Origin of the sequence: Streptomyces sp. NPDC059718, assembly GCF_042733315.1 — a bacterium.
GTDB lineage: Bacteria > Actinomycetota > Actinomycetes > Streptomycetales > Streptomycetaceae > Actinacidiphila.
Map to the genome: position 1 here is coordinate 62,145 of NZ_JBHWGA010000034.1, position 23,012 is coordinate 85,156.

Annotated in this window: 17 protein-coding genes; 13 read left to right on the forward strand and 4 right to left on the reverse strand. The window is 71.9% G+C overall.

Annotation, left to right across the window (positions count from 1 at the left end; translation table 11 throughout):
• The first annotated feature begins 139 nt into the window (after nt 1-139).
• The 4 genes from ACFV3E_RS31805 to serA all read left to right on the forward strand — a co-directional run bounded on the left by ACFV3E_RS31805 (nt 140) and on the right by serA (nt 5,494).
• Nucleotides 140-2,017 (forward strand): acetolactate synthase large subunit, encoded by a 1,878-nt coding sequence (locus tag ACFV3E_RS31805; protein WP_500537795.1) that lies wholly within the window; start codon nt 140-142, stop codon nt 2,015-2,017.
• Nucleotides 2,018-2,049: 32 nt separating this feature from the next.
• Complete coding sequence (ilvN, locus tag ACFV3E_RS31810) at nt 2,050-2,577, forward strand: acetolactate synthase small subunit (protein WP_018563397.1); 528 nt, start codon at nt 2,050-2,052, stop codon at nt 2,575-2,577.
• A 75-nt stretch (nt 2,578-2,652) separates the two neighbouring features.
• Nucleotides 2,653-3,651 carry a ketol-acid reductoisomerase gene (ilvC, locus tag ACFV3E_RS31815; protein ID WP_499514158.1) on the forward strand — a complete coding sequence of 333 codons (999 nt, stop codon included), beginning with the start codon at nt 2,653-2,655 and terminating at the stop codon, nt 3,649-3,651.
• Nucleotides 3,652-3,904: 253 nt separating this feature from the next.
• Complete coding sequence (gene serA / locus ACFV3E_RS31820; protein ID WP_499514159.1) at nt 3,905-5,494, forward strand: phosphoglycerate dehydrogenase; 1,590 nt, start codon at nt 3,905-3,907, stop codon at nt 5,492-5,494.
• Here the strand turns inward: serA and ACFV3E_RS31825 are convergent.
• Both ACFV3E_RS31825 and ACFV3E_RS31830 read right to left on the reverse strand, forming a co-directional pair.
• A complete protein-coding gene (locus tag ACFV3E_RS31825; RefSeq protein WP_500537796.1) occupies nt 5,478-6,785 on the reverse strand; it encodes a glycosyltransferase 87 family protein in 1,308 nt (435 codons plus the stop codon). The genes serA and ACFV3E_RS31825 overlap by 17 nt on opposite strands.
• A gap of 138 nt (nt 6,786-6,923) precedes the next feature.
• Nucleotides 6,924-8,111 carry a PucR family transcriptional regulator gene (locus ACFV3E_RS31830; protein WP_500537797.1) on the reverse strand — a complete coding sequence of 396 codons (1,188 nt, stop codon included), beginning with the start codon at nt 8,109-8,111 and terminating at the stop codon, nt 6,924-6,926.
• Between the two features lie 142 nt (nt 8,112-8,253).
• Here ACFV3E_RS31830 and ACFV3E_RS31835 point away from each other — a divergent pair, with 142 nt between their 5' ends.
• Together ACFV3E_RS31835 and pruA are read left to right on the forward strand one after the other, a co-directional pair.
• Nucleotides 8,254-9,183 (forward strand): proline dehydrogenase family protein, encoded by a 930-nt coding sequence (locus ACFV3E_RS31835; protein WP_500366089.1) that lies wholly within the window; start codon nt 8,254-8,256, stop codon nt 9,181-9,183.
• Nucleotides 9,184-9,220: 37 nt separating this feature from the next.
• Nucleotides 9,221-10,861, forward strand: coding sequence for an L-glutamate gamma-semialdehyde dehydrogenase (pruA, locus tag ACFV3E_RS31840; protein WP_500366087.1), 1,641 nt, complete (start codon nt 9,221-9,223; stop codon nt 10,859-10,861).
• A 416-nt stretch (nt 10,862-11,277) separates the two neighbouring features.
• On the opposite strand, the gene ACFV3E_RS31845 is transcribed toward pruA, so the two are convergent.
• A complete protein-coding gene (locus tag ACFV3E_RS31845) occupies nt 11,278-12,846 on the reverse strand; it encodes a purple acid phosphatase family protein (protein ID WP_500537798.1) in 1,569 nt (522 codons plus the stop codon).
• Nucleotides 12,847-12,976: 130 nt separating this feature from the next.
• Between ACFV3E_RS31845 and ACFV3E_RS31850 the strand changes: the two genes are divergently transcribed.
• Together ACFV3E_RS31850 and ACFV3E_RS31855 are read left to right on the forward strand one after the other, a co-directional pair.
• Nucleotides 12,977-14,014: a 3-isopropylmalate dehydrogenase gene (locus tag ACFV3E_RS31850; RefSeq protein ID WP_499514165.1), complete on the forward strand. Its 1,038-nt coding sequence runs from the start codon at nt 12,977-12,979 to the stop codon at nt 14,012-14,014.
• 208 nt (nt 14,015-14,222) lie between these two features.
• Entirely contained in the window at nt 14,223-15,311 is a 1,089-nt protein-coding gene (locus tag ACFV3E_RS31855; RefSeq protein ID WP_500366083.1) for a branched-chain amino acid aminotransferase, read from the forward strand.
• Nucleotides 15,312-15,411: 100 nt separating this feature from the next.
• Here ACFV3E_RS31855 and ACFV3E_RS31860 read toward each other — a convergent pair whose 3' ends face one another.
• Nucleotides 15,412-16,839 (reverse strand): cytosine permease, encoded by a 1,428-nt coding sequence (locus ACFV3E_RS31860; protein WP_500537799.1) that lies wholly within the window; start codon nt 16,837-16,839, stop codon nt 15,412-15,414.
• Between the two features lie 142 nt (nt 16,840-16,981).
• On the opposite strand from ACFV3E_RS31860, the gene ureA reads away from it, so the two are divergent.
• From ureA to cimA, 5 genes are all read left to right on the forward strand, one after another.
• Nucleotides 16,982-17,665 (forward strand): urease subunit gamma, encoded by a 684-nt coding sequence (gene ureA, locus ACFV3E_RS31865; protein ID WP_500537800.1) that lies wholly within the window; start codon nt 16,982-16,984, stop codon nt 17,663-17,665.
• The gene (locus ACFV3E_RS31870) at nt 17,662-19,350 is read left to right on the forward strand and encodes an urease subunit alpha (protein ID WP_500537801.1); all 1,689 of its coding nucleotides are present in this window, start codon (nt 17,662-17,664) and stop codon (nt 19,348-19,350) included. The genes ureA and ACFV3E_RS31870 overlap by 4 nt, the downstream gene beginning before the upstream one ends.
• A 14-nt stretch (nt 19,351-19,364) precedes the next feature.
• A complete protein-coding gene (locus ACFV3E_RS31875) occupies nt 19,365-20,408 on the forward strand; it encodes an agmatine deiminase family protein (RefSeq protein ID WP_500537802.1) in 1,044 nt (347 codons plus the stop codon).
• A 16-nt stretch (nt 20,409-20,424) separates the two neighbouring features.
• Nucleotides 20,425-21,039, forward strand: a complete 615-nt coding sequence (locus ACFV3E_RS31880) for a TetR/AcrR family transcriptional regulator (RefSeq protein WP_500537803.1) — start codon at nt 20,425-20,427, stop codon at nt 21,037-21,039.
• Nucleotides 21,040-21,359: 320 nt separating this feature from the next.
• Nucleotides 21,360-22,964: a citramalate synthase gene (gene cimA / locus ACFV3E_RS31885; RefSeq protein ID WP_500537804.1), complete on the forward strand. Its 1,605-nt coding sequence runs from the start codon at nt 21,360-21,362 to the stop codon at nt 22,962-22,964.
• Nucleotides 22,965-23,012 lie beyond the last annotated feature (48 nt).

A 23,012-nucleotide genomic window follows, 5' to 3' on the forward strand; every position in this document is an offset into this window, starting at 1 on the left:
GACCCGGGGCCCCTGACCGCCTCGTGGAACGCACCGACGCGCTCCCCTCGCTTGCCTGCCGGCACGAGGGGTTTTTTGTTGCCTGGGATCCAGACATACCGCCCTCTCCACCCTCAAACTCCTGAGAGATGAGAACCAGATGACCGAGCAGGCCACCGGGGCCCACCACCCGCAGCCGCGGGCCCGCGGCGCCGCGCCGCAGCCCACTCCCGCCGAGCGCGTCACGGGCGCCCAGTCCCTCATTCGTTCTCTTGAGGCGGTCGGTGCCGACACGGTGTTCGGCATCCCGGGTGGTGCGATCCTTCCCGCGTACGACCCGCTCATGGATTCCTCGAAGGTGCGCCACGTCCTGGTCCGGCACGAGCAGGGGGCGGGCCACGCCGCCACCGGCTACGCGCAGGCCACCGGCAAGGTCGGCGTCTGCATGGCGACCTCGGGCCCGGGCGCGACCAACCTGGTCACCCCGATCGCCGACGCCCACATGGACTCGGTCCCCATCGTCGCGATCACCGGCCAGGTGGCCTCCAAGGCGATCGGCACCGACGCCTTCCAGGAGGCGGACATCTGCGGCATCACGATGCCGATCACCAAGCACAACTTCCTCGTCACCGACGCGGACGACATCCCGCGCACCATCGCCGAGGCCTTCCACATCGCCTCCACCGGCCGCCCCGGCCCGGTCCTGGTCGACATCGCCAAGGACGCCCTGCAGTCGCAGACCACGTTCTCCTGGCCGCCCACCGCCGACCTGCCCGGCTACCGCCCGGTCACCAAGCCGCACGCCAAGCAGATCCGTGAAGCCGCCCGGCTGATCAACGAGGCCAAGCGCCCCGTGCTGTACGTCGGCGGCGGCGTCCTCAAGGCCCGCGCCACGGGCGAGCTGCGCATCCTGGCCGAGCTGACCGGCGCCCCGGTCACCACCACCCTCATGGCGCTGGGCGCGTTCCCCGACAGCCACGCCCAGCACGTCGGCATGCCCGGCATGCACGGCTCGGTCTCCGCCGTCGCGGCCCTGCAGAAGGCCGACCTGATCGTCGCCCTCGGCGCCCGCTTCGACGACCGCGTCACCGGCAAGCTCGACTCCTTCGCCCCGTACGCCAAGATCGTGCACGCCGACATCGACCCGGCCGAGATCTCCAAGAACCGCGTCGCCGACGTGCCGATCGTGGGTGACGCCCGTGAGGTCATCGCCGACCTGATCGTCGCCGTCCAGGCCGACCACGAGGCGGGCCGCCGCGGCGACTACGCCGACTGGTGGAAGCTGCTGAGCGGGCTGCGCGACACCTACCCGCTCGGCTACGACCTGCCCGCCGACGGCAGCCTGTCCCCGCAGCAGGTCATCCAGCGGATCGGCGAGCTGGCCCCCGAGGGCACCCTCTTCGCGGCCGGCGTCGGCCAGCACCAGATGTGGGCCTCGCAGTTCATCTCCTTCGAGCGGCCCAACACCTGGTTCAACTCCGGCGGCGCCGGGACGATGGGCTACGCCGTCCCCGCGGCCATGGGCGCCAAGGCCGGCCGGCCCGGCGCCACGGTGTGGGCGGTCGACGGCGACGGCTGCTTCCAGATGACCAACCAGGAGCTGGTCACCTGCGCGCTGAACAACATCCCGATCAAGGTCGCCATCATCAACAACGGCGCCCTGGGCATGGTCCGGCAGTGGCAGTCGCTCTTCTACAACGAGCGCTACTCCAACACCGTCCTGCACGCCGGCGAGACCAACGCCGGCCGCGGCTCCCACCAGGGCGTCAGCCAGACCCCGCCGACCGGTACCCGCGTCCCGGACTTCGTCAAGCTGTCGGAGGCCATGGGCTGCGTCGGCCTGCGCTGCGAGTCCCCCGACGAGCTGGACGAGGTCATCGAGAAGGCCAACGCCATCAACGACCGCCCGGTCGTCGTGGACTTCATCGTCCACGAGGACGCCATGGTGTGGCCGATGGTCGCCGCCGGCACCTCCAACGACGAGATCATGGCCGCCCGTGACGTCCGCCCCGACTTCGGCGACGCCGCGGACGACTGAGGACCGAGAGAGAAGCAGAGGAACGACGCGACATGTCCAAGCACACGCTCTCCGTCCTGGTGGAGAACAAGCCCGGCGTCCTGGCCAGGATCACCGCCCTGTTCTCCCGGCGCGGCTTCAACATCGACTCCCTCGCCGTCGGCACCACCGAGCACGCCGACATCTCCCGCATCACCATCGTGGTGAACGTGATCGAGGACCTCCCGCTGGAGCAGGTCACCAAGCAGCTGAACAAGCTGGTCAACGTCCTGAAGATCGTCGAGCTGGAGCCGTCCGCCGCCGTCCAGCGCGAACTCGTCCTGGTGAAGGTGCGCGCCGACAACGAGTCCCGCTCCCAGATCGTGGAGATCGTCCAGCTGTTCCGCGCCAAGACCGTGGACGTCTCGCCCGAGGCGGTCACCATCGAGGCCACCGGCGGCGCCGACAAGCTCGAGGCCATGCTGAAGATGCTGGAGCCCTTCGGCATCAAGGAGCTCGTCCAGTCCGGCACGATCGCGATCGGCCGCGGCGCCCGCTCGATCACCGACCGCTCCCTGCGCGCCCTCGACCGGACCGCATAGCGAGACCGTAAAACTTGATTCCGCCCGCGGACGTAGTGTGTGGGCAACCCCCAGATCACCAAGGAGAGACCCGAAGTGGCCGAGCTGTTCTACGACGACGATGCCGACCTGTCCATCATCCAGGGCCGCAAGGTCGCGGTCATCGGCTACGGGAGCCAGGGGCACGCGCACGCGCTGTCGCTGCGCGACTCGGGTGTGGACGTGCGGGTCGGCCTGCACGAGGGCTCCAAGTCCAAGGCGAAGGCCGAGGAGCAGGGCCTGCGCGTGGTGACCCCCGCCGAGGCCGCGGCCGAGGCCGACGTCATCATGATCCTGGTCCCGGACCCGATCCAGGCGCGGGTCTACGAGGAGTCCGTCAAGGACAACCTGAAGGACGGCGACGCGCTGTTCTTCGGTCACGGCCTGAACATCCGCTACGGCTTCATCAAGCCCCCGGCCGGTGTCGACGTGTGCATGGTCGCGCCCAAGGGCCCGGGTCACCTGGTGCGCCGTCAGTACGAGGAGGGCCGCGGCGTGCCGTGCATCGCGGCCGTCGAGCAGGACGCGACCGGGAACGGCTTCGCGCTGGCGCTGTCCTACGCCAAGGCGATCGGCGGCACCCGTGCGGGCGTCATCAAGACGACGTTCACCGAGGAGACCGAGACCGACCTGTTCGGTGAGCAGGCGGTGCTCTGCGGTGGTACGGCGGCGCTGGTCAAGGCCGGTTTCGAGACGCTGACCGAGGCGGGTTACCAGCCGGAGATCGCGTACTTCGAGTGCCTGCACGAGCTGAAGCTCATCGTGGACCTGATGTACGAGGGCGGCCTGGAGAAGATGCGCTGGTCGATCTCGGAGACCGCCGAGTGGGGTGACTACGTCACCGGTCCCCGCATCATCACCGACGCCACCAAGGCGGAGATGAAGAAGATCCTCGGTGAGATCCAGGACGGCTCCTTCGCCAACAACTGGATCGCCGAGTACAACGCGGGCCTGCCCCGGTACAACGAGTACAAGAAGGCCGACGAGAACCACCTGCTGGAGACCACCGGCAAGAAGCTCCGCAAGCTCATGAGCTGGGTGGACGAGGAGGCGTAAGTCCTCCGCACCGCGGTCGGAACGGTCCCGGGGGCGCCGCGCCCCCGGGACCGGCGGCTTTGGCCACCCCGTACACCCTCGTGCGGGTGATCCTTCCACGTTGGCGCAGGATGCCGGGCCCGCCGCCGATACACTCCATTAACAAGCGCGTCAGGCTCACAGCGTCGTGCGTCTTCCACGCGGCATGCCATCCCTCTCCACCGCCTTCGGCCGTCGGGACGCGGCCGTAGACCAGGGACTAGTGAGGACTCACGTGAGCAACCCCGTCGTACTCATCGCTGAAGAGCTGTCGCCCGCCACCGTTGACGCCCTCGGGCCGGACTTCGAGATCCGGCACTGCAACGGCGCCGACCGGGGAGAACTGCTGAGCGCGATCGCCGACGCCGACGCCATCCTGATCCGCAGCGCCACCAAGGTGGACGCCGAGGCCATCGCCGCAGCCTCCAAGCTCAAGGTCGTGGCCCGCGCGGGCGTCGGCCTGGACAACGTGGACGTCTCCGCGGCCACCAAGGCCGGCGTGATGGTCGTCAACGCCCCGACCTCCAACATCGTCACCGCCGCCGAGCTGGCGTGCGGCCTGCTGATCGCCGTGGCCCGCAACATCGCCCCGGCGAACGCGGCCCTGAAGCAGGGCGAGTGGAAGCGCAACAAGTACACCGGCGTCGAGCTCGCCGAGAAGACCCTCGGCGTGGTCGGCCTCGGCCGCATCGGCGCCCTGGTGGCCCAGCGCATGTCGGCCTTCGGGATGAAGATCGTCGCGTACGACCCCTACATCCAGCCCGCGCGCGCCGCCCAGATGGGCGTGAAGATCCTCAGCCTCGACGAACTGCTGCAGGTCTCCGACTTCATCACCGTGCACCTCCCCAAGACCCCGGAGACCGTGGGCCTGATCGGCGAGGAGGCGCTGCGCAAGGTCAAGCCGCACGTCCGCATCGTCAACGCCGCCCGCGGCGGCATCGTGGACGAGGAGGCGCTGTCCGCCGCGCTCAAGGAGGGCCGGGTCGGCGGCGCCGGCCTGGACGTGTACGCCAAGGAACCGTGCACGGACTCGCCGCTCTTCCAGTTCGACAACGTCGTGGCCACCCCGCACCTGGGCGCATCCACCGACGAGGCCCAGGAGAAGGCGGGCATCTCCGTCGCCCGCTCCGTGCGCCTGGCGCTCGCCGGTGAGCTGGTGCCGGACGCGGTCAACGTCCAGGGCGGTGTCATCGCCGAGGACGTCCGCCCGGGCCTGCCGCTCGCCGAGAAGCTCGGCCGGATCTTCACCGCCCTCGCGGGCGAGGTCGCGGTCCGCCTCGACGTCGAGGTGCGCGGCGAGATCACCCAGCACGACGTGAAGGTGCTGGAGCTCTCCGCCCTCAAGGGCGTCTTCGAGGACGTGGTCGACGAGACCGTCAGCTACGTCAACGCCCCGCTCTTCGCGCAGGAGCGCGGGGTCGAGGTCCGCCTCACCACCAGCAGCGAGTCGCCCGACCACCGCAACCTGGTCACCGTGCGGGGCACCCTCTCCGACGGCACCGAGGTGGCCGTCTCCGGCACGCTGGCGGGCCCCAAGCACATCCAGAAGATCGTCGCCGTCGGCGACGACGACGTGGACCTGGTCTTCGCCGACCACATGGGCTTCCTGCGCTACACCGACCGTCCCGGCGTCGTCGGCACCATCGGCCGCATCCTGGGCGACGCCGGCGTCAACATCGCGGGCATGCAGGTCGCCCGTGACCAGGCCGGCGGCGAGGCGCTGGTCGCGCTGACCGTCGACACCGCCATCCCGGCGCCGGTGCTGGCCGAGATCGCCGAGGAGATCGGCGCGAGCTCGGCCCGCGCGGTCAATCTCGAGGACTGACGGCCGGTTCGCTCCGCTGGGGGCGGCCGACCCGGGCGATCCGGGACGGCCGCCCCTTCGCCGTCAGCGCCGCCATCGCGGGGGAGCCGGGCCGGAAGCGCAGCGCCACCGCCGCCAGGAAGACCAGACCCAGCACGGGGTACGGGGAGGCGAAGGGCTGCAGCCACCACGCCAGGTGCAGATCGAGGTCACCGGCCTTCGGCACGATCCACAGCGTGCGCGCCAGGAAGGCCACCGCGGCCACCCGCAGCGCCCAGCGGGGCGCTTCGGCGGCGAGCAGGATCAGCATCGGCACGCACCACACCCAGTGGTGCGACCAGCTGATCGGCGTGATGAGCAGTGCCGTCACCGCGCAGCACACCACGCCCCAGGCCTCCCGGCCCAGCCGGCCCATCCGCACCGAGACCGCGAGCCCCGCGCAGGCCACCACGAACGCGGCGACCGCCCACACGGCGCCAGGGTGGGCGGTGTGCAGCATCCGGGCGACCAGGCCCTGCAGGGACTGGTTGTCGACGATCCAGACCTTGCCGATCCGGCTGGTGTCGAACAGGCAGCGGGTCCAGTAGTCGACCGTCGCGCCGGGCAGCGCGAGCGCACCCAGCAGCGTGGTGCCGGCGAAGGCGGCTGCGGCGACCGCGGCCTCCTTGCGCCGGCCGGTCAGCAGCAGGTAGACGGCGAAGATCGCCGGGGTGAGCTTGATGCCGGCCGCCACGCCGATCGCGATGCCCTTGCCGCGTGCGCCGTCCGGCCTGCTCAGGTCCCACAGCACCAGCACCGTGAGCAGCAGGTTGATCTGGCCGTACAGCATCGTCTGGAAGACCGGCTCGAGCCACAGCCCGAGGGCCATCGCCAGGACCACCACCACCCAGCGCGAGCCGCGGGCGCGCGGCCAGCCCGTCGCCCGGCAGGACAGGTGCGCCAGCAGCCCGAGCAGCAGCAGGTTGCCGCCCATGAAGGCCACCTTCAGCAGCGGTACGGGCAGCCACGTCGTCGGTACGAACAGCAGCGCGGCGAAGGGCGGATAGGTCGCGGGGAGCTTCCACTCGGTGACGGTGAAGCCGTACAGGTCGGTGCCGTCGACGGCGGCCGCGCCCTCGGCACGGTAGACCTGCATGTCGGCCATGGGCACGGGCATCGACAGGCACAGCGCGGTGAAGGCGGCCAGCGACACGACCAACAGCAGCCCGGCCAGGAGCAGTCTGCGGTCGGGGCGCGGTCTGCCGGGGACGGCCGGCGGTGTCCTCCACAGCGCTGGGCGTTCGCGTCCGTGGGCCTCCGTGGAATGAGTCACCGGCTCCTGATCCCCTTGTTTCGCTCCGCGGTGTCCGCGCGGGACGCGCGGGTCACCCGCGTCCAGTGCGTGTTGATCAAGCCCCCCAACGGCCTCGCGCCACGTTACTTGTGCCCCCTCGGGTCGGCAACAGTCCCATCAGCCCCCGAGCCCGGCCGTCTTGAGGGCTATGTGGAGCAGCAGCCGGTCCTCCCCGTCGTCGAGGTCGAGGCCGGTCAGCCGCTCGACGCGGGACAGCCGGTAGTAGAGCGTCTGGCGGTGTATCCGCAGTTCCGCGGCGGCGCGCCCGGCCTGCCCCGCACGGTCGAGGTACACCTCGGCGGTACGTGCGAGGTCGGCGTGCGAGGGGTCCAGCAGCGGGCGCACCGCCGGGTCCACCGCCCCGGTGGGCAGTGCGGCCAGCATCCGGTAGGGGCCGATCGCCTGCCACTCCGCCGTGCGTCCGAGCCTGGGCTGGGCACGGGCGGCGCGGGCCGCGGAGACGGCCTCGTGCCATGCCTCGGGCAGCTCGGCGAGTCCCTGGCGCGGGGCGCTGATCCCGGCCCGCGCGTCCGGCTCCGCCGCCTGGCCGTTGCCCTCCATCAGCCGCGCGGCCGCCGTGAGCGCGGGCCCCGACATCGTCGTCGAGCGCAGCCGTACCAGGGCGGCGAGCGCCGCGACCGGGGGCTCCCGGTGCGTCTCACCCGCGGTCTCCTGCGGCGGCACCACGCACAGCGCGGCGGCGCCCGGCACACCGCGCGGTCCCGGGGCGTCGCCGTCCTCGCCGCCCGGCCAGGGCAGGACGCACACCACCGCGTGGGCCTCGTCCGCGTCCGGGCCGAGCGCGGCCCGCAACGCCTCGCGGGCGGCCGTGCGGCCGGGCCCGGGGACGGAGCCGAGGAGATCGCCCAGCGCCCGGCCGGCGTCGGCGCCCGCGCGGGACTCGGCGGCCAGCAGCGCGCCGATGCGGGCGGCGACCGCCATGGCGGCGGCCAGTTGGGCGTCGGTGTGCCCGCTGGTGTCCAGCAGCCACACGTAGCCGTGGACGACGCCGCCGTGCCGCACCGGCAGGCACAGCCGGGGCCGGAACACCCCGGCGTCGGGGGCGGCGGGGATGCGGACCGGGGCCGTGGCGCGGGCGATGCCGAAGCGCTCGAACCAGGAGCGGACCTCGGCGGTGGAGCGGCGGGTGAGGATCGACCGGGTCCGCACCGGGTCCATGGCACTGTCGTCGTCGCTGTCGTGCGCGCCGAAGGCGATCAGCCGGAAGTCGCGGTCCTCCAGGGTCGCGGGGGCGCCGAGCAGCGCCGAGACCTCGTCGACCAGCTCCTGGTAGTCACCGCGCACGCCGCCATTGTCCCTCATACATCTGTATGAGGGATGCCGATCGGATGCGTGACAGCTGTCGATGGCGGGCGGGGTAGGTGGATCCTAGATTTCACGGCGACGCTGCCTGCCCCCTGGGCAGCCCTTCCTCCAGGAGGAGACCGTGCTGGGTCCCGTGCTGCTCGCCGCCTCGCGCAGCGACCGTATGCGCCGCGTCGTCGCGGGCGCGCCGATCACCCGCCCCGTGGTGAACCGCTTCATCGCGGGTGACGAACTGGCGCCCGCGATGGAGACCGTGCGGTCGCTGACCGCCTCCGGCCTGGAGGTCACGCTCGACCACCTGGGTGAGGACGTCACCGACAAGGCGACCGCGCTCGCGACCCGCGACGCCTACCTGCGGCTGCTGGAGGCCCTGAAGGCCGAGGGCCTGGGCACCCGCGCCGAGGTCTCCGTCAAGCTGTCGGCCTTCGGGCAGGCCCTGCCGGCCGGCGGCCACGACATCGCGCTGGAGAACGTCCGTCCCGTCGCCGACCTGGCGAGCGAGATCGGCACCACCGTCACGCTCGACATGGAGGACCACACCACGGTCGACTCCACCCTCGCGATCCTCGCCGACCTGCGCCTGCGCCACCCCGGCACCGGCGCCGTCCTGCAGTCGTACCTCTTCCGCACCGAGGAGGACGCCCGCAACCTCGCCGTCGCCGGCTCCCGCGTGCGCCTGGTCAAGGGCGCCTACAAGGAGCCCGCCACCGTCGCCCACCAGGACAAGGCCGAGGTCGACCGCGCCTACGTGCGCTGCCTGAAGATCCTGATGGCGGGCGAGGGCTACCCGATGATCGGCTCCCACGACCCGCGGCTGATCTCCATCGCCCAGGAGCTCGCCCACCGGCACGGCCGCAAGCAGGGCTCGTACGAGTTCCAGATGCTGTACGGGATCCGCACCGCCGAGCAGCGGCGCCTGGCCGACGAGGGCGAGCGCATGCGCATCTACGTCCCGTACGGCGCAGACTGGTACGGGTACTTCATGCGGCGCCTCGCGGAGCGGCCGGCGAACCTGGCCTTCTTCCTGCGGTCCTTCCTCCCCACCCGCTGAGCCCACGACCCCACAAGGACACAAGGAGATGTCTTCCATGGACGCTGTGACCCAGGTCCCCGCCCCGGTGAACGAGCCGGTGCACTCCTACGCCCCGGGGAGCCCGGAGCGGGCCCGGCTGGAGGCGAAGCTGAAGGAGCTGGCCGGGAACCCGGTGGAGCTGCCGATGACCATCGGCGGCGTGCGGCGGATGGGCGGCGGCGAGCGCTTCGACGTCGTGCAGCCGCACAACCACGGCGCCCGCCTCGGCACCTACGCCAACGCCACGCAGGACGACGCCCGCGACGCGATCGACGCCGCGCTGACCGCCGCCCCGGCCTGGCGCGCCATGTCCTTCGACGACCGCGCCGCCATCATCCTGCGCGCCGCCGACCTGCTGGCCGGCCCCTGGCGCGAGACGATCGCCGCCTCCACGATGCTCGGCCAGTCCAAGACCGCCCAGCAGGCCGAGATCGACAGCCCCTGCGAGCTGGTCGACTTCTGGCGCTTCAACGTGCACTTCGCCCGCCAGATCCTGGCCGAGCAGCCGATCGCCAACTCCCCGGGTGTGTGGAACCGCCTCGACCACCGCCCGCTCGAGGGCTTCGTCTACGCGATCACGCCCTTCAACTTCACCGCGATCGCCGGCAACCTGCCGACCGCCCCGGCCCTCATGGGCAACGTCGTGGTGTGGAAGCCCTCCCCGACCCAGACGCACGCGGCCGTGCTGCTGATGGAGCTGCTGGAGGAGGCCGGGCTGCCCAAGGGCGTCATCAACCTGGTCACCGGCGACGGCATCGCCGTCTCCGAGGTCGCCCTGGAGCACCCGGACCTGGCCGGCATCCACTTCACCGGTTCCACCCGGACCTTCCAGCACCTGTGGCGGACGGTCGGCAACAACATCGACAAGTACCGCTCCTACCCGCGGATCGTCGGCGAGACCGGCGGCAAGGACTTCGTCGTCGCCCACCCCTCGGCCGACCCGGCGGTGCTGAAGACCGCGCTGACCCGCGGCTCCTTCGAGTACCAGGGCCAGAAGTGCTCCGCCACCTCCCGCGCCTACATCCCGCGCTCCCTGTGGGAGAACGGCTTCAAGGAGGAGTTCGCGGCCGAGGTCGACGGCCTCACCATGGGTGACGTCACCGACCTGTCGAACTTCATCGGCGCCGTGATCGACGAGCGCGCCTTCGCCAAGAACAAGGCCGCCATCGACCGCGCCAAGGCCGACCCGACCGTCGAGGTCGTCGCCGGCGGCACCTACGACGACAGCGTCGGCTACTTCGTCCGGCCGACCGTGCTGGCCTCCTCCGACCCGGAGAACGAGATCTTCCGCGAGGAGTACTTCGGCCCGGTCCTGGGCGTCCACGTCTACGACGACGCCGACGAGGGCGCCTTCGAGGCGATGCTGACCCAGATGGAATCGGTCGCCGCGTACGCGCTGACCGGCTCGGTCGTCGCCCGTGACCGCGCCGCGGTCGCCCACGTCATGGAGCGGCTGCGCTTCGCCGCGGGCAACTTCTACATCAACGACAAGTCCACCGGCGCCGTGGTCGGCCAGCAGCCGTTCGGCGGCGGCCGCGCCTCCGGCACCAACGACAAGGCGGGTGCGGCGCAGAACCTCATGCGCTGGACGTCGACCCGGTCGATCAAGGAGGCCCTGGTGCCCCCGACCGACTACCGCTACCCGCACATGGGCTGACCTCCGCGTCACCCGGACGAGCCCGCAAGGGGCAGGGCCCGGTACCCCCGATTCCGTGGGGTGCCGGGCCTTCGCCGTCTCAGATAGTAGGAAGTCCGAGTAATTGTGGAGACAGATCGGCGGAGCTGTCCTAGCTTTGTAGGAGCCGAACGTCTCGCTCCACCAGCGACCGGCGGACAGCCGCGCGCCTGTGGCAGGTCACCCCCTGCAGCGCCGCTCCCCGCCCCGTTCTATGGCGACACAACCCTCTCTTCTTCTCCGGGAGCTGTTCACCATGGACGAGACCGCCCGCAAGAACGCCGCCGAAGCCCTCCAGCGCGCCCTGGACCGCCGTGACAACGGCGGATCGACGGGACACGAGCCGCGTTGACCGGCCACTCCGTTCCCCATCCCCTCCGCCGTCTGCGACGCCTGGCCTACCTGGCCGTCCGCGCGATGGTGAAGTGATCGATCCGTCTGCCGTTCTCGGCGAGCGCCGAGACGACCAGCCGCGCCGTCCCACCGGGCGGCGCGGGCTGCGACTCCACGGCCAGGAACGAGTGGCCGGTGTAGCGGACGCGTGACCACTCCACCGTCTCCGTGGCCTTGTGGGCACCCTTCACCCAGCGGTAGGTCTCCACGCTGTCCAGGTCCTTGACGTGCCCTTCGTGGCTGTCCGGCACCGGGAAGGCGTACAGGCTCTTCCCGGCGCCGCCCGCCGTGACGTAGACGATGCCGTCCCGCTCGGGGTGTGTGGTCGCCCCGATGGGGACGTCCTTGCCCACGGCGTCGCGGCGCACCGCGTCGGTGCGCTCGTAGACGTGGTTGTGCCCGTTCACCACCAGGTCGACCCGGTGCTTCTCGAAGAGCGGCACCCAGGCCTCGCGCACCCCGCCCTCGGAGGCGTGCGCGCTGGTGGTCGAGTAGGCGCAGTGGTGGAAGAAGACGACGACGAAGTCGACGCCGCGCCGCGCCCGCAGCTCGCCCAGCCGCCGGTCCAGCCAGGCGGTCTGCCGGCCGCCGCTGATCCCGTGGTTGGCCGGGATCTCGTACGACACGTCGTTGGCGTCCAGCGCCACGACCGCCACGTTGCCGTAGCCGAAGGAGTAGACGCCGGGGAGCCGTGCCGGGTCCGGGCCGTTGCCCGGCAGCGACCAGCGGGCCTCCTGGCCGCCGTAGCCGTTGGGGGAGTACCAGGCCTCCATGTCGTGGTTGCCGAGCGCGACCATCCACGGGACGCGTGAGGCGACGCTCTCGGTCTGGGCGAGGAACTGGTCCCACACACGCGCGTCGTAGGTGTCGCCCTCCTCGCCCCGGCCCGAGTCGTCGGCGTAGCAGATGTCGCCCGCGTGCAGGTGGAACGCGGGGTTCTGAGCCAGGATCAGACTGTCGTTGGCCAGGGCGTGGTAGCTGACACCCTGGTCGCCGAAGGCCGTGAACACGAACGACCGGCGCTGCCCGGGGTCCGGGGCGGTGGCGAAGGAGCCGATCGTGGCGTAGGCGGGCGCCGACGCGGGGTCGAAGCCCCGGTGTCCCACGCCGTAGTAGTACGTGGTGCCGGGGCGCAGCCCGTCGAGCGCCGCGTGTAGGTAGTACTGCTCCACCGCGGGCAGTTCCTTGCCGAGGGCCGCCGTGTGCAGCGGGCGCACCTCGGCCTCGATCCGCTGCCCGAGGTCCCAGGGCCGCAACCCCACCCGGACGAACGGCCCCCGCACCGGCAGCGGCACCTGCCAGGAGACGCGCATCTGGGTCCCGGGGTCGGCGCCGAAGGCCAGGTGCCGCCCGAACGGGGCCACCAGCGCACCGTCCACGTGGACCGCGGCCGGCTCCCTCCCGGCGTACGCGGACGCGCCCAGCACACCGGCCCCGGCGACGATCCCGGTGGCCGCGACACCGCCCCGGATCACCCGTCTGCGGGAGTGCCGCTCCCGCAGCCAGGCGTGCTGCTCCGCCATGCTCAGACGGCCGGCGAGGTCCTCGTCGATGCCCATGCGTGGAGTGTCCATGGACAGGGAATTCCCTTCCGCCGCCAACTCAGCACGGTCATACGGGTGAACAGCACCCGGCGGGTACAGGAGGCGTCCGCCATGCGGACATCATGTGTCATTCCATGGACGGCAGAGTAGGGTTCTCGCCATGTCTCGCAGCATCAGTCTCGCAGTGATCCCCGGCGACGGAATCGGCCAGGAGGTGGTGGCCGAGGGCCTGAAGGTCCTGTCCGCCGTGCTTCCGCAGGACGTGAAGCTGGAGACCAAGGAGTACAGCCTCGGCGCCAAGCGCTGGCACGAGACCGGCGAGACCCTGCCGGACGCGGAGCTGGAACAGCTCAAGGCCCACGACGCGATCCTGCTCGGCGCCGTCGGCGACCCGTCGGTGCCCTCCGGCGTCCTGGAGCGCGGGCTGCTGCTGAAGCTCCGCTTCGCCTTCGACCACCACGTCAACCTGCGGCCCTCCCGGCTCTTCCCGGGTGTGAAGGGTCCGCTGGCCGGCGAGCCCAGCATCGACTTCGTCGTCGTCCGCGAGGGCACCGAGGGCCCGTACGTCGGCAACGGCGGCTCCCTGCGCACCGGTACGCCGCAGGAGGTGGCCACCGAGGTCAGCCTCAACACGGCGTTCGGCATCGAGCGCGTGGTGCGCGACGCCTACGCCCGCGCCCAGGCGCGCCCCCGCAGGAAGCTGACGCTGGTCCACAAGAACAACGTCCTCGTGCACGCCGGCCACCTGTGGAAGAACATCTTCGACAAGGTCGGCGAGGAGTACCCCGAGGTCACCACCGACTACCTGCACGTGGACGCGGCGACGATCTTCTTCGTCACCCAGCCCGAGCGCTTCGACGTGATCGTCACCGACAACCTCTTCGGTGACATCCTCACCGACCTGGCCGCCGCCGTGACCGGTGGCATCGGCCTCGCCGCCAGCGGCAACATCAACCCGGGCGGCGCGTTCCCGTCGATGTTCGAGCCGGTCCACGGCTCCGCCCCGGACATCGCCGGCCAGGGCAAGGCCGACCCGACCGCCACCGTGCTCTCGGTCGGCATGCTGCTGCGGCACCTCGGTTACACCGCCGAGGCCGAGCGGATCGAGGCCGCCGTCGCCGCGGACCTCGCCGAGCGCTCCGGGACGCGCAGCACCTCCGAGATCGGCGACGCGCTCGCCGCGCGAGTAGCCGGCTGACCGCCGGGTTAGCCTCCGCCAGTCGGCCCGGCCGGTCAGTGACCGCTCCACGACTGACCATGACCTCTCGGGCCGCGCATGTATGTCCCCGGCCCCGCCGCTGCGATAATCAGCGGTGGGGCCGCTGTGCGAGGGGGAACTCGGACGTCCTAGCACCTCGGGACGGCGGGTGCGGTCCGCCCTGACCCTGACGCGAAGGACACGACAGATGACGACGCCCACGATCGAGCTCAAGCCCTCCTCGCGCCCGCTGCCCGACGCGCAGCGCGAGGCGATCCTCGCCAGCCCCGGCTTCGGCCGCCACTTCACCGACCACATGGTGACGATCCGGTGGACCGAGGGCCGTGGCTGGCACGACGCGGAGCTCGTCCCGTACGCGCCGCTCTCCATCGACCCGGCGAACATGACGCTGCACTACGCGCAGACGATCTTCGAGGGTCTCAAGGCCTACCGTCAGCCCGACGGGTCCGTCGCCACCTTCCGTCCCGAGGCCAACGCCGAGCGCTTCCAGGCCTCCGCCCGCCGCCTGGCCATGCCCGAGCTGCCCGTCGAGACCTTCCTCGCCGCCGTCGACGCGCTCGTCACCCAGGACGAGGCGTGGGTGCCCAGCCAGGGCGAGCAGTCGCTGTACCTGCGTCCCTTCATGTTCGCCACCGAGGTCGGCCTCGGCGTCAAGCCGGCCAACGAGTACCTGTTCATGGTCATCGCCTCCCCGGCCGGGGCCTACTTCCCCGGTGGCGTCAAGCCGGTCTCCGTCTGGCTCTCCGAGGAGTACGTCCGTGCCGCGCCCGGCGGCACCGGCGCCGCGAAGGCCGGCGGCAACTACGCCGCGTCGCTGGTCGCCCAGGCCCAGGCCATCGAGCACGGCTGCGACCAGGTCGTGTGGCTCGACGCGATCGAGCGCCGCTGGATCGAGGAGATGGGCGGCATGAACCTGTACTTCGTGTACGGGAACACGATCGTCACCCCCGAGCTCACCGGCTCCCTCCTCCCCGGCATCACCCGCGCCTCGCTGCTGCGCATCGCCGCCGACCTCGGCTACGAGGTCCGCGAGGGCCGCATCTGCGTGGACGACTGGAAGAACGGCAACGCGGACGGATCGCTGACCGAGGTCTTCGCCTGCGGCACCGCGGCCGTCATCACACCGGTCGGTTCCGTGAAGTCCACCCGCGCGGACTGGACCGTCGGTGACGGCAAGCCGGGCGAGGTGACCATGAAGCTGCGCAAGGCGCTGCTCGACATCCAGACCGGCCAGTCCCCCGACACCCACGGCTGGATGCACCCTCTGGGCCGCTGACCGCCCGCCGCCCCCGTACGGCGCCGCGCCGGGCAGGACCCGGGCGGCGCCGTACACCTGTCGGCGCGACGGCGGGGCCGGGCGGGGGAGCCGCCCCGCCTCACACGGTGACCGCGACCCGTTCCGGGGTCCGCGCCGGCGGCACGGGGTGCGGGCGGCCCGCGTTGAGCACGAGGTACACCGCGGCCGTGACGGCACCCGATATCAGGAAGCTGAGGTCGATCCCGCCGGTCATGGACAGCAGGGGCCCGCTGTACGCCGGGGTGTCGACGGCGAGCAGCCCGATGCCGGACCCCGCCGCCCAGGCGAGTGTGGCCTGCACGTTCCAGCCGCCGCGGTACCAGTACAGACCGCCGCGGCTGCGCCGGTTGTAGACCTGGAGGGCGTCGGCGTCGTAGCGGCCCCGGCTCCGGGCGAATCCGATGAGGGTGACGACCGCCCACGGGGTGCCCACGGCGGTGAGCAGCAGGACGAACGAGGTCATCGCGTCCTGCGCGGCCCAGGCGAAGTGCCCGAAGTAGACCAGTGCGGTGGAGACCGCGGCCACCACGTAGGTCGCCTGCGTGCGCGTCGCCCGCGGCAGGATCGCGTCCAGGTCCAGGCCCATGCTGTAGAGCATCAACCCCGCGTTGCCCACCGAGCCCGCCGACGCGTTGGCCAGCAGCAGCACCAGGTACCAGGCGGGCGCCGCCGCGACGAGGGGCCCCGCGTAGTCCTCGCCGGCCCCCACCGCGAGCGCGGTGAAGGTGCCGAAGAGCTGGGGCACGAGCAGTCCGGCGACGAGCCCGGCGCAGGTGGCCCGGAAGACCCGCGGCTGGGAGAAGCGGCGCGGCGATATGTAGCGCGTGTAGTCGCCCAGCAGCGTGATGAACGCGATCGGCCCGCTCAGGCCCGCCGAGACCGTGGCGAGCAGCCAGGTCGGCCAGAAGCCGCCGAGCAGGTACTCCGTGCCGGCGGGCGCGGCCGTCGTGAAGTCCCCCGCGTACGCGAGGACCCCGATGACCAGCAGTACCGTCAGCCCTATGGACAGGGCACGGCTGAGCCGCAGCAGCATCCGGTAGCCGAAGACGGCGGACGTGGCGGTGCAGGCCGCGAGCAGGGCGTAGACCACGGCGTAGCTCCAGCCGCCGGCCGGCAGCCCGACGAGCCGGCCGAGGCAGCCGACGACGGCGTCGCCGCCGACCCACAGGGTCAGCGCGGTGTAGCCGAGCGACAGGAGCAGGCCGATGACCGAGCCGAGCAGCCGGCCGCGCACGCCGAAGTGGGCACCGCTGCTCGTGGAGAGGTTGGTGGCGGTGCGCAGCGAGACCAGCGCGAGCGGGGCGACCAGCACCGTGCCGACCGCGGTGCCCAGGATCAGGGACGTGACGGAGGCCCACCAGCCGAGGCCGAACGAGACCGGGAGCCAGCCGAAGACGATCACGCCCAGCGCGAGGTTGGAGCCCAGCAGGATGCTGACCAGGTCGCGGGGGCGACTGGTCCGTTCCTCATCGGGGACGGTGTCCACTCCGCGTTGTTCGATCTGCATGGCGGGCTCCCTTGCCGTGCCGGGAAAGTTTGAACGCCACTCAATTTCCTCCGACCCCGGGCCGAGGTCAATACTTCCCCCGGGTGGCTTTCAGGTTTAGAGTGGTGCTCTAATCGGTGATCGATGTGGGAGGTGCGGAGGCGTGAGGCTCACCCCGACCGAACGCGACCGGCTGCTGCTGTTCGGCGCCGCGGAGCTGGCCCGGGCCCGCCGGGCGCGCGGGCTGCGGCTCAACGTGCCCGAGGCCACCGCCCTGATCGCCGACACGGTCTGCGAGGCCGCGCGGGACGGCGCACGCCTCGCGGAGGCCGTCGAGGCCGGCCGTGCCGTGCTCGGCCCCGGCGACGTGCTGCCCGGCGTGGCGGACGTCGTCACCGAGGTCCACGTGGAGGCCGTCTTCGACGACGGGTCCCGGCTGGCCGTGGTCACGGACCCGATCGGCGGGGGCTCGCTGGGGGCGGACGCCCCCGGCGCCGTGCTGCCCGGCCCGGCCCACCCCGAGCGGCCCCCGGAGGTGGTGGTGGCCGTGCTCAACACCGCCTCCGTACCGGTCAGCGTGACCTCGCACTTCCACTTCTTCGAGGCCAACCCCCGGCTGGACTTCGACCGTTCGGCGGCGTACGGCATGCGGCTGGACGTGCCGGCCGGTTCCTCCGTGCGCTTCGGGCCGGGGGAGGCGCGGGAGGTCGGGCTGATCCCGGTCGGCGGCGACCGTGTGGTGATCGGTTTCGCCGGACTCGTCGACGGTCCGCTCGACGCGCCCGGCGCGAAGGCGGAGGCGCTGCGGCGGGCCGCCGCCTGCGGATACCTGGGAGCGCGGTCATGAGCATCGACCCGTACGAGTACGCCGCCGTGCACGGGCCGCGTGCCGGGGACCGGGTCCGGCTGGGCGACTCGGGCCTGGTGGTCCGCGTCGAGTCGGACTCCCAGCGGCCCGGGGACGAGTTCCTCGCCGGGTTCGGCAAGACCGCCCGCGACGGGCTGGCGCTCAAGGCCGCCGCCGTCCGCGAGACCTGCGACGTGGTGATCAGCAACGTGCTGGTCATCGACGCGGCCGTCGGCATCCGCAAGGTGTCCATCGGCATCCGCGAGGGCCGCATCCACGCCATCGGCCGGGCCGGCAACCCCGACACCCTCGACGGGGTGGACGTCGTGGTCGGCACGGGCACCTCCATCGTGTCCGGCGAGGGGCTGATCGCCACCGCCGGAGCCGTGGACACCCATGTCCACCTGCTGTCCCCGCGCATCATGGAGGCCTCGCTCGCCTCCGGGGTCACCACGATCATCGGCCAGGAGTTCGGGCCCGTGTGGGGCGTCGGCGTCAACTCGCCCTGGGCGCTGCGGCACGCGTTCAACTCCTTCGACGCCTGGCCCGTCAACATCGGCTTCCTCGGCCGCGGTTCGTCCTCCGACCCGGCGCCGCTGGTCGAGGCGCTCGCCGAGGGCGGGGCGTGCGGCTTCAAGGTCCACGAGGACATGGGCGCCCACACCCGCGCCCTGGACACCGCGCTGCGCGTGGCCGAGGAGTACGACGTCCAGGTCGCCCTGCACAGCGACGGCCTGAACGAGTGCCTGTCCGTGGAGGACACCCTGCGCGTGCTGGAGGGCCGCACGATCCACGCCTTCCACATCGAGGGCTGCGGCGGCGGGCACGTCCCCAACGTCCTGAAGATGGCCGGCGTGCCCAACGTCATCGGCTCCTCCACCAACCCCACTTTGCCCTTCGGCCGCGACGCGGTCGGCGAGCACTACGGGATGATCGTCTCCGTCCACGACCTCAAGCCCGACCTGCCGGGCGACGCCGCGATGGCCCGCGACCGCATCCGCGCCGGGACGATGGGCGCCGAGGACGTGCTGCACGACCTGGGGGCGATCGGCATCACCTCCTCCGACGCCCAGGGCATGGGCCGGGCCGGTGAGACCGTACGCCGCACCTTCGCCATGGCCGGCAAGATGAAGTCCGAGCGCGGCCCCCTGGAGGGGGACGGCCCGGACGACGACAACGCCCGCGTGCTGCGCTACATCGCCAAACTCACCATCAACCCCGCGATCGCCCACGGCCTCGCCCACGAGATCGGCTCGATCGAGGTCGGCAAGCTCGCCGACATCGTGCTGTGGCGGCCGCAGTACTTCGGCGCGAAGCCGCAGATGGTGCTCAAGTCCGGCTTCCCCGCGTACGGGGTCACCGGCGACCCGGGCGCCGCCACCGACACCTGCGAACCGCTCGTCCTCGGCCCGCTGTTCGGGGCCCACGGCGCGACCGCCGCCGACCTGTCCGTGGCGTTCGTCGCCCGGCCCGCCCTGGAGCTGGAGCACGACCGGATGCCCACCCGGCGCCGCCGCGTGGCCGTGCGCGGCACCCGCGGCATCGGCCCGGCCGACCTCGTCCTCAACTCCCGCACCGGGCAGGTCGACGTGGACGGCGGGACGGGCCTGGTGACGCTCGACGGCGACCCGCTGCGCTCCGAGCCCGCGGAACAGGTGTCGCTCAGCCGTCTCTACTTCTTGTGACAAGGACCAGCACCATGCCCACCACCCCCGCCGCCGACGGCTACGCGATGCCGCCCGAGTGGGCTCCGCACACCCGCACCTGGATGGCGTGGCCGTCCCCCAGCGTCACCTTCGACGGCGCCGAGGACCTGGCCGTGTCCCGCGCGGCCTGGGCCGCCGTGGCCCGGACGGTCGCCCGCTTCGAGCCGGTGACCGTCGTGGCGCGGCCCGAGGACGCCGCCGGCGCCCGGGAGCTGCTCGGCTCCGGCGGCGCGCAGGTCACGGTCGCGGAGGCGCCGCTGGACGACGCCTGGATGCGCGACATGGGCCCGACCTTCCTGACCGGTGCCGGACGCCTCGCGGCCGCCGACTGGACGTTCAACGGCTGGGGCGCCCAGGAGTGGGCGGCCTGGGGGCACGACGCGGAGATCGGCGCCTTCGTCGCCGGACGCGCGGGCGCGGCCCGCTACGCCACGTCCTTCGTGAACGAGGGCGGCGGCATCCACGTCGACGGCGAGGGCACCGTGCTGCTCACCGAGACCGTGCAGCTCGACCCGGGCCGCAACCCGGGCTGGACCAGGGAGCGGGTGGAGGCCGAGGTCCACGCCTTCCTCGGCACCCGCAAGGCGATCTGGCTGCCCCGCGGTCTCACCGCCGACTACGGCCGCTTCGGCACCCGCGGGCACGTCGACATCGTGGCGGCCTTCGTCCGTCCCGGCGTGGTCGTCGTCCACAGCCAGCAGGACCCGGCCCACCCCGACCACGCCGTCTCCCGGGAGGTCGCGTCCCTGCTGCGGGCCGCCACCGACGCCAAGGGCCGGCCGCTGGAGGTCGTGGAGCTGCCCGCGCCCCAGGTCCAGGAGGTGGACGGCGAGCTGGTCGACTACTCCTACGTCAACCACTACCTCTGCAACGGCGCCGTGATCCTGTGCGGCTTCGACGACCCCGCCGACGAGGTCAACAAGGCCGTCTTCGAGCGGCTCCTCCCGCAGCGGCAGGTCGTGCTGGTGGACGCTCGTACGATCTTCGCCCACGGTGGTGGTATTCATTGCATCACCCAGCAGCAGCCCCAGGTGTGACCGCCCCGGAGGAACAGTGACCGGACCCGCCCGCCCGCGGCGGCGGCTCAAGCAGCCCCGCGAGGACGTGATGGCCGCCGCCATGGCGACCATCGCCGAGCGCGGGCTGGCCGAGCTGACCATCGCGGGCCTCGGCCGGCAGGTCGGCATGAGCAGCGGCCACGTCCTCTACTACTTCGGCAGCAAGGACGAGCTGCTGCTGCAGACCCTCGAATGGAGCGAGGAGCAGCTCGCCGCCGAGCGCCGGCGGGTGCTGGGCAGCCCCACCGCTCCCCGGGAACGGCTCGACGCCGTCATCGACCTGTACCTGCCCGACGGGCGCCGCGACCCGCGCTGGACGCTCTGGTCCGAGATCTGGAACAGGACGACGGCCGCCGAGGAGGTGCTCCACCGCCAGCTCGATCTCGAACTGGTCTGGCACCGCGACCTGGTCGCCCTGCTCGCCGAGGGCATCTCGCGCGGCGACTTCCGGCCCCTGGATCCCGAGCGCTTCACCGTACGGCTGAGGGCGCTGCTGGACGGCTTCGGCGTGCCCCTGGTCATCGGGCTGCCCGGGTTGGACCGCGAGCAGGCCCTGGAGCACGTCAAGGAGTTCCTGGACGACGCCCTCACCCCGGCGCCCGCCGCCTGACGGCCGGCCCGCCGCCGACCGGGTGCCCGCATCCTGAGACCGTGTCCCACGCCCGCGGGTCCTGTGGCAGACTGCCGATGTGCCCTCGTTCGCCATGATTATCGGCAGCAGGCGCGCCGGTCCTCAGTGATCGCCGAACCGCAGACCACCGCGGAAGCGACCACCGTGTCCCAGACCCGCGCGCAGACCTCTCGCACCCGCGAGGGGTCTTTTCGTTTCCCGGCCCACCCGTGCCGGAGGCGGTGCAGCGCGAGGGAAGATGGGGGCAAGTGGAGCCCGGTCTTCCGGAACCACTCACCCGACAGGAGTTGGAACGAACCATGACGGCCGTACTGGACGACAGCTTCCACGTCTTCGACACCACGCTGCGCGACGGCGCGCAGCGCGAGGGCATCAACCTCACCGTCGCCGACAAGCTGACGATCGCCCGGCACCTGGACGACTTCGGGGTGGGCTTCATCGAGGGCGGCTGGCCCGGCGCCAACCCGCGCGACACCGAGTTCTTCGCCCGCGCCGCCGCCGAGCTGGACCTGTCGCACGCCCAGCTGGTGGCCTTCGGCGCCACGCGCCGCGCCGGCGGCAATGCGGCGGAGGACCCGCAGGTCAGGGCGCTTCTGGAGTCGGGCGCACCGGTCATCACCCTGGTCGCCAAGTCCCATGACCGGCACGTCGAGCTGGCCCTGCGGACCACGCTGGAGGAGAACCTGGAGATGGTCCGGGACACCGTCTCCCACCTGCGCTCCCAGGGTCGCCGGGTCTTCGTCGACTGCGAGCACTTCTTCGACGGCTACAAGGCCAACCCGGCGTACGCCAAGGAGGTCGTGCGCGCCGCCCACGAGGCCGGTGCCGACGTCGTCGTCCTGTGCGACACCAACGGCGGGATGCTCCCCGCCCAGATCACCGCCGTCGTCCGCACCGTGCTCGCCGACACCGGCGCCCGTCTGGGGATCCACGCCCAGGACGACACCGGCTGCGCCGTCGCCAACACCCTCGCCGCCGTCGACGCGGGCGCCACGCACGTCCAGTGCACCGCCAACGGCTACGGCGAGCGGGTCGGCAACGCCAACCTCTTCCCGGTCGTGGCGGCGCTGGAGCTCAAGTACGGCCGCAAGGTCCTTCCCGCAGGCGCCCTCGTCGAGATGACGCGCATCTCGCACGCCATCGCCGAGGTCGTCAACCTCACGCCCTCCACCCACCAGCCGTACGTGGGAATCTCGGCCTTCGCCCACAAAGCCGGGCTGCACGCCTCGGCGATCAAGGTCGATCCCGACCTCTACCAGCACATCGACCCGGAACTGGTCGGCAACACCATGCGCATGCTCGTCTCCGACATGGCGGGCCGTGCCTCGGTGGAGCTCAAGGGCAAGGAACTCGGCATCGACCTCGGTGACGACCGCGAGCTGATCGGCCGGGTCGTGGCGCGCGTCAAGGAGCGCGAACTGGCGGGCTACACCTACGAGGCCGCCGACGCCTCCTTCGAACTCCTGCTGCGCGAGGAGGTCGAGGGCCGCCCGCTGCACTACTTCCGGGTCGAGTCCTGGCGCGCCATCGTCGAGGACCGCCCCGACGGCACCCACGCCAACGAGGCGACGGTCAAGGTGTGGGCCGACGGGCAGCGCATCGTCGCCACCGCCGAGGGGAACGGCCCGGTCAACGCGCTGGACCGCGCGCTGCGCGTGGCGCTGGAGCGGACCTACCCGCAGCTGGCGAAGCTGGAGCTGGTGGACTACAAGGTCCGCATCCTGGAGGGCAAGCACGGCACGGAGTCCATCACCCGGGTACTGGTCTCCACCTCCGACGGCATCTCCGAGTGGTCCACCGTCGGTGTAGGCGAGAACGTCATCGCCGCCTCCTGGCAGGCCCTGGAGGACGCGTACGCGTACGGGCTGCTGCGCGCCGGCGTGGAGCCGCGCCGGAACGACTGACGGCCGCCGGCCGATGAGCGACGCGGACGCGGACGCGGACACGGCACC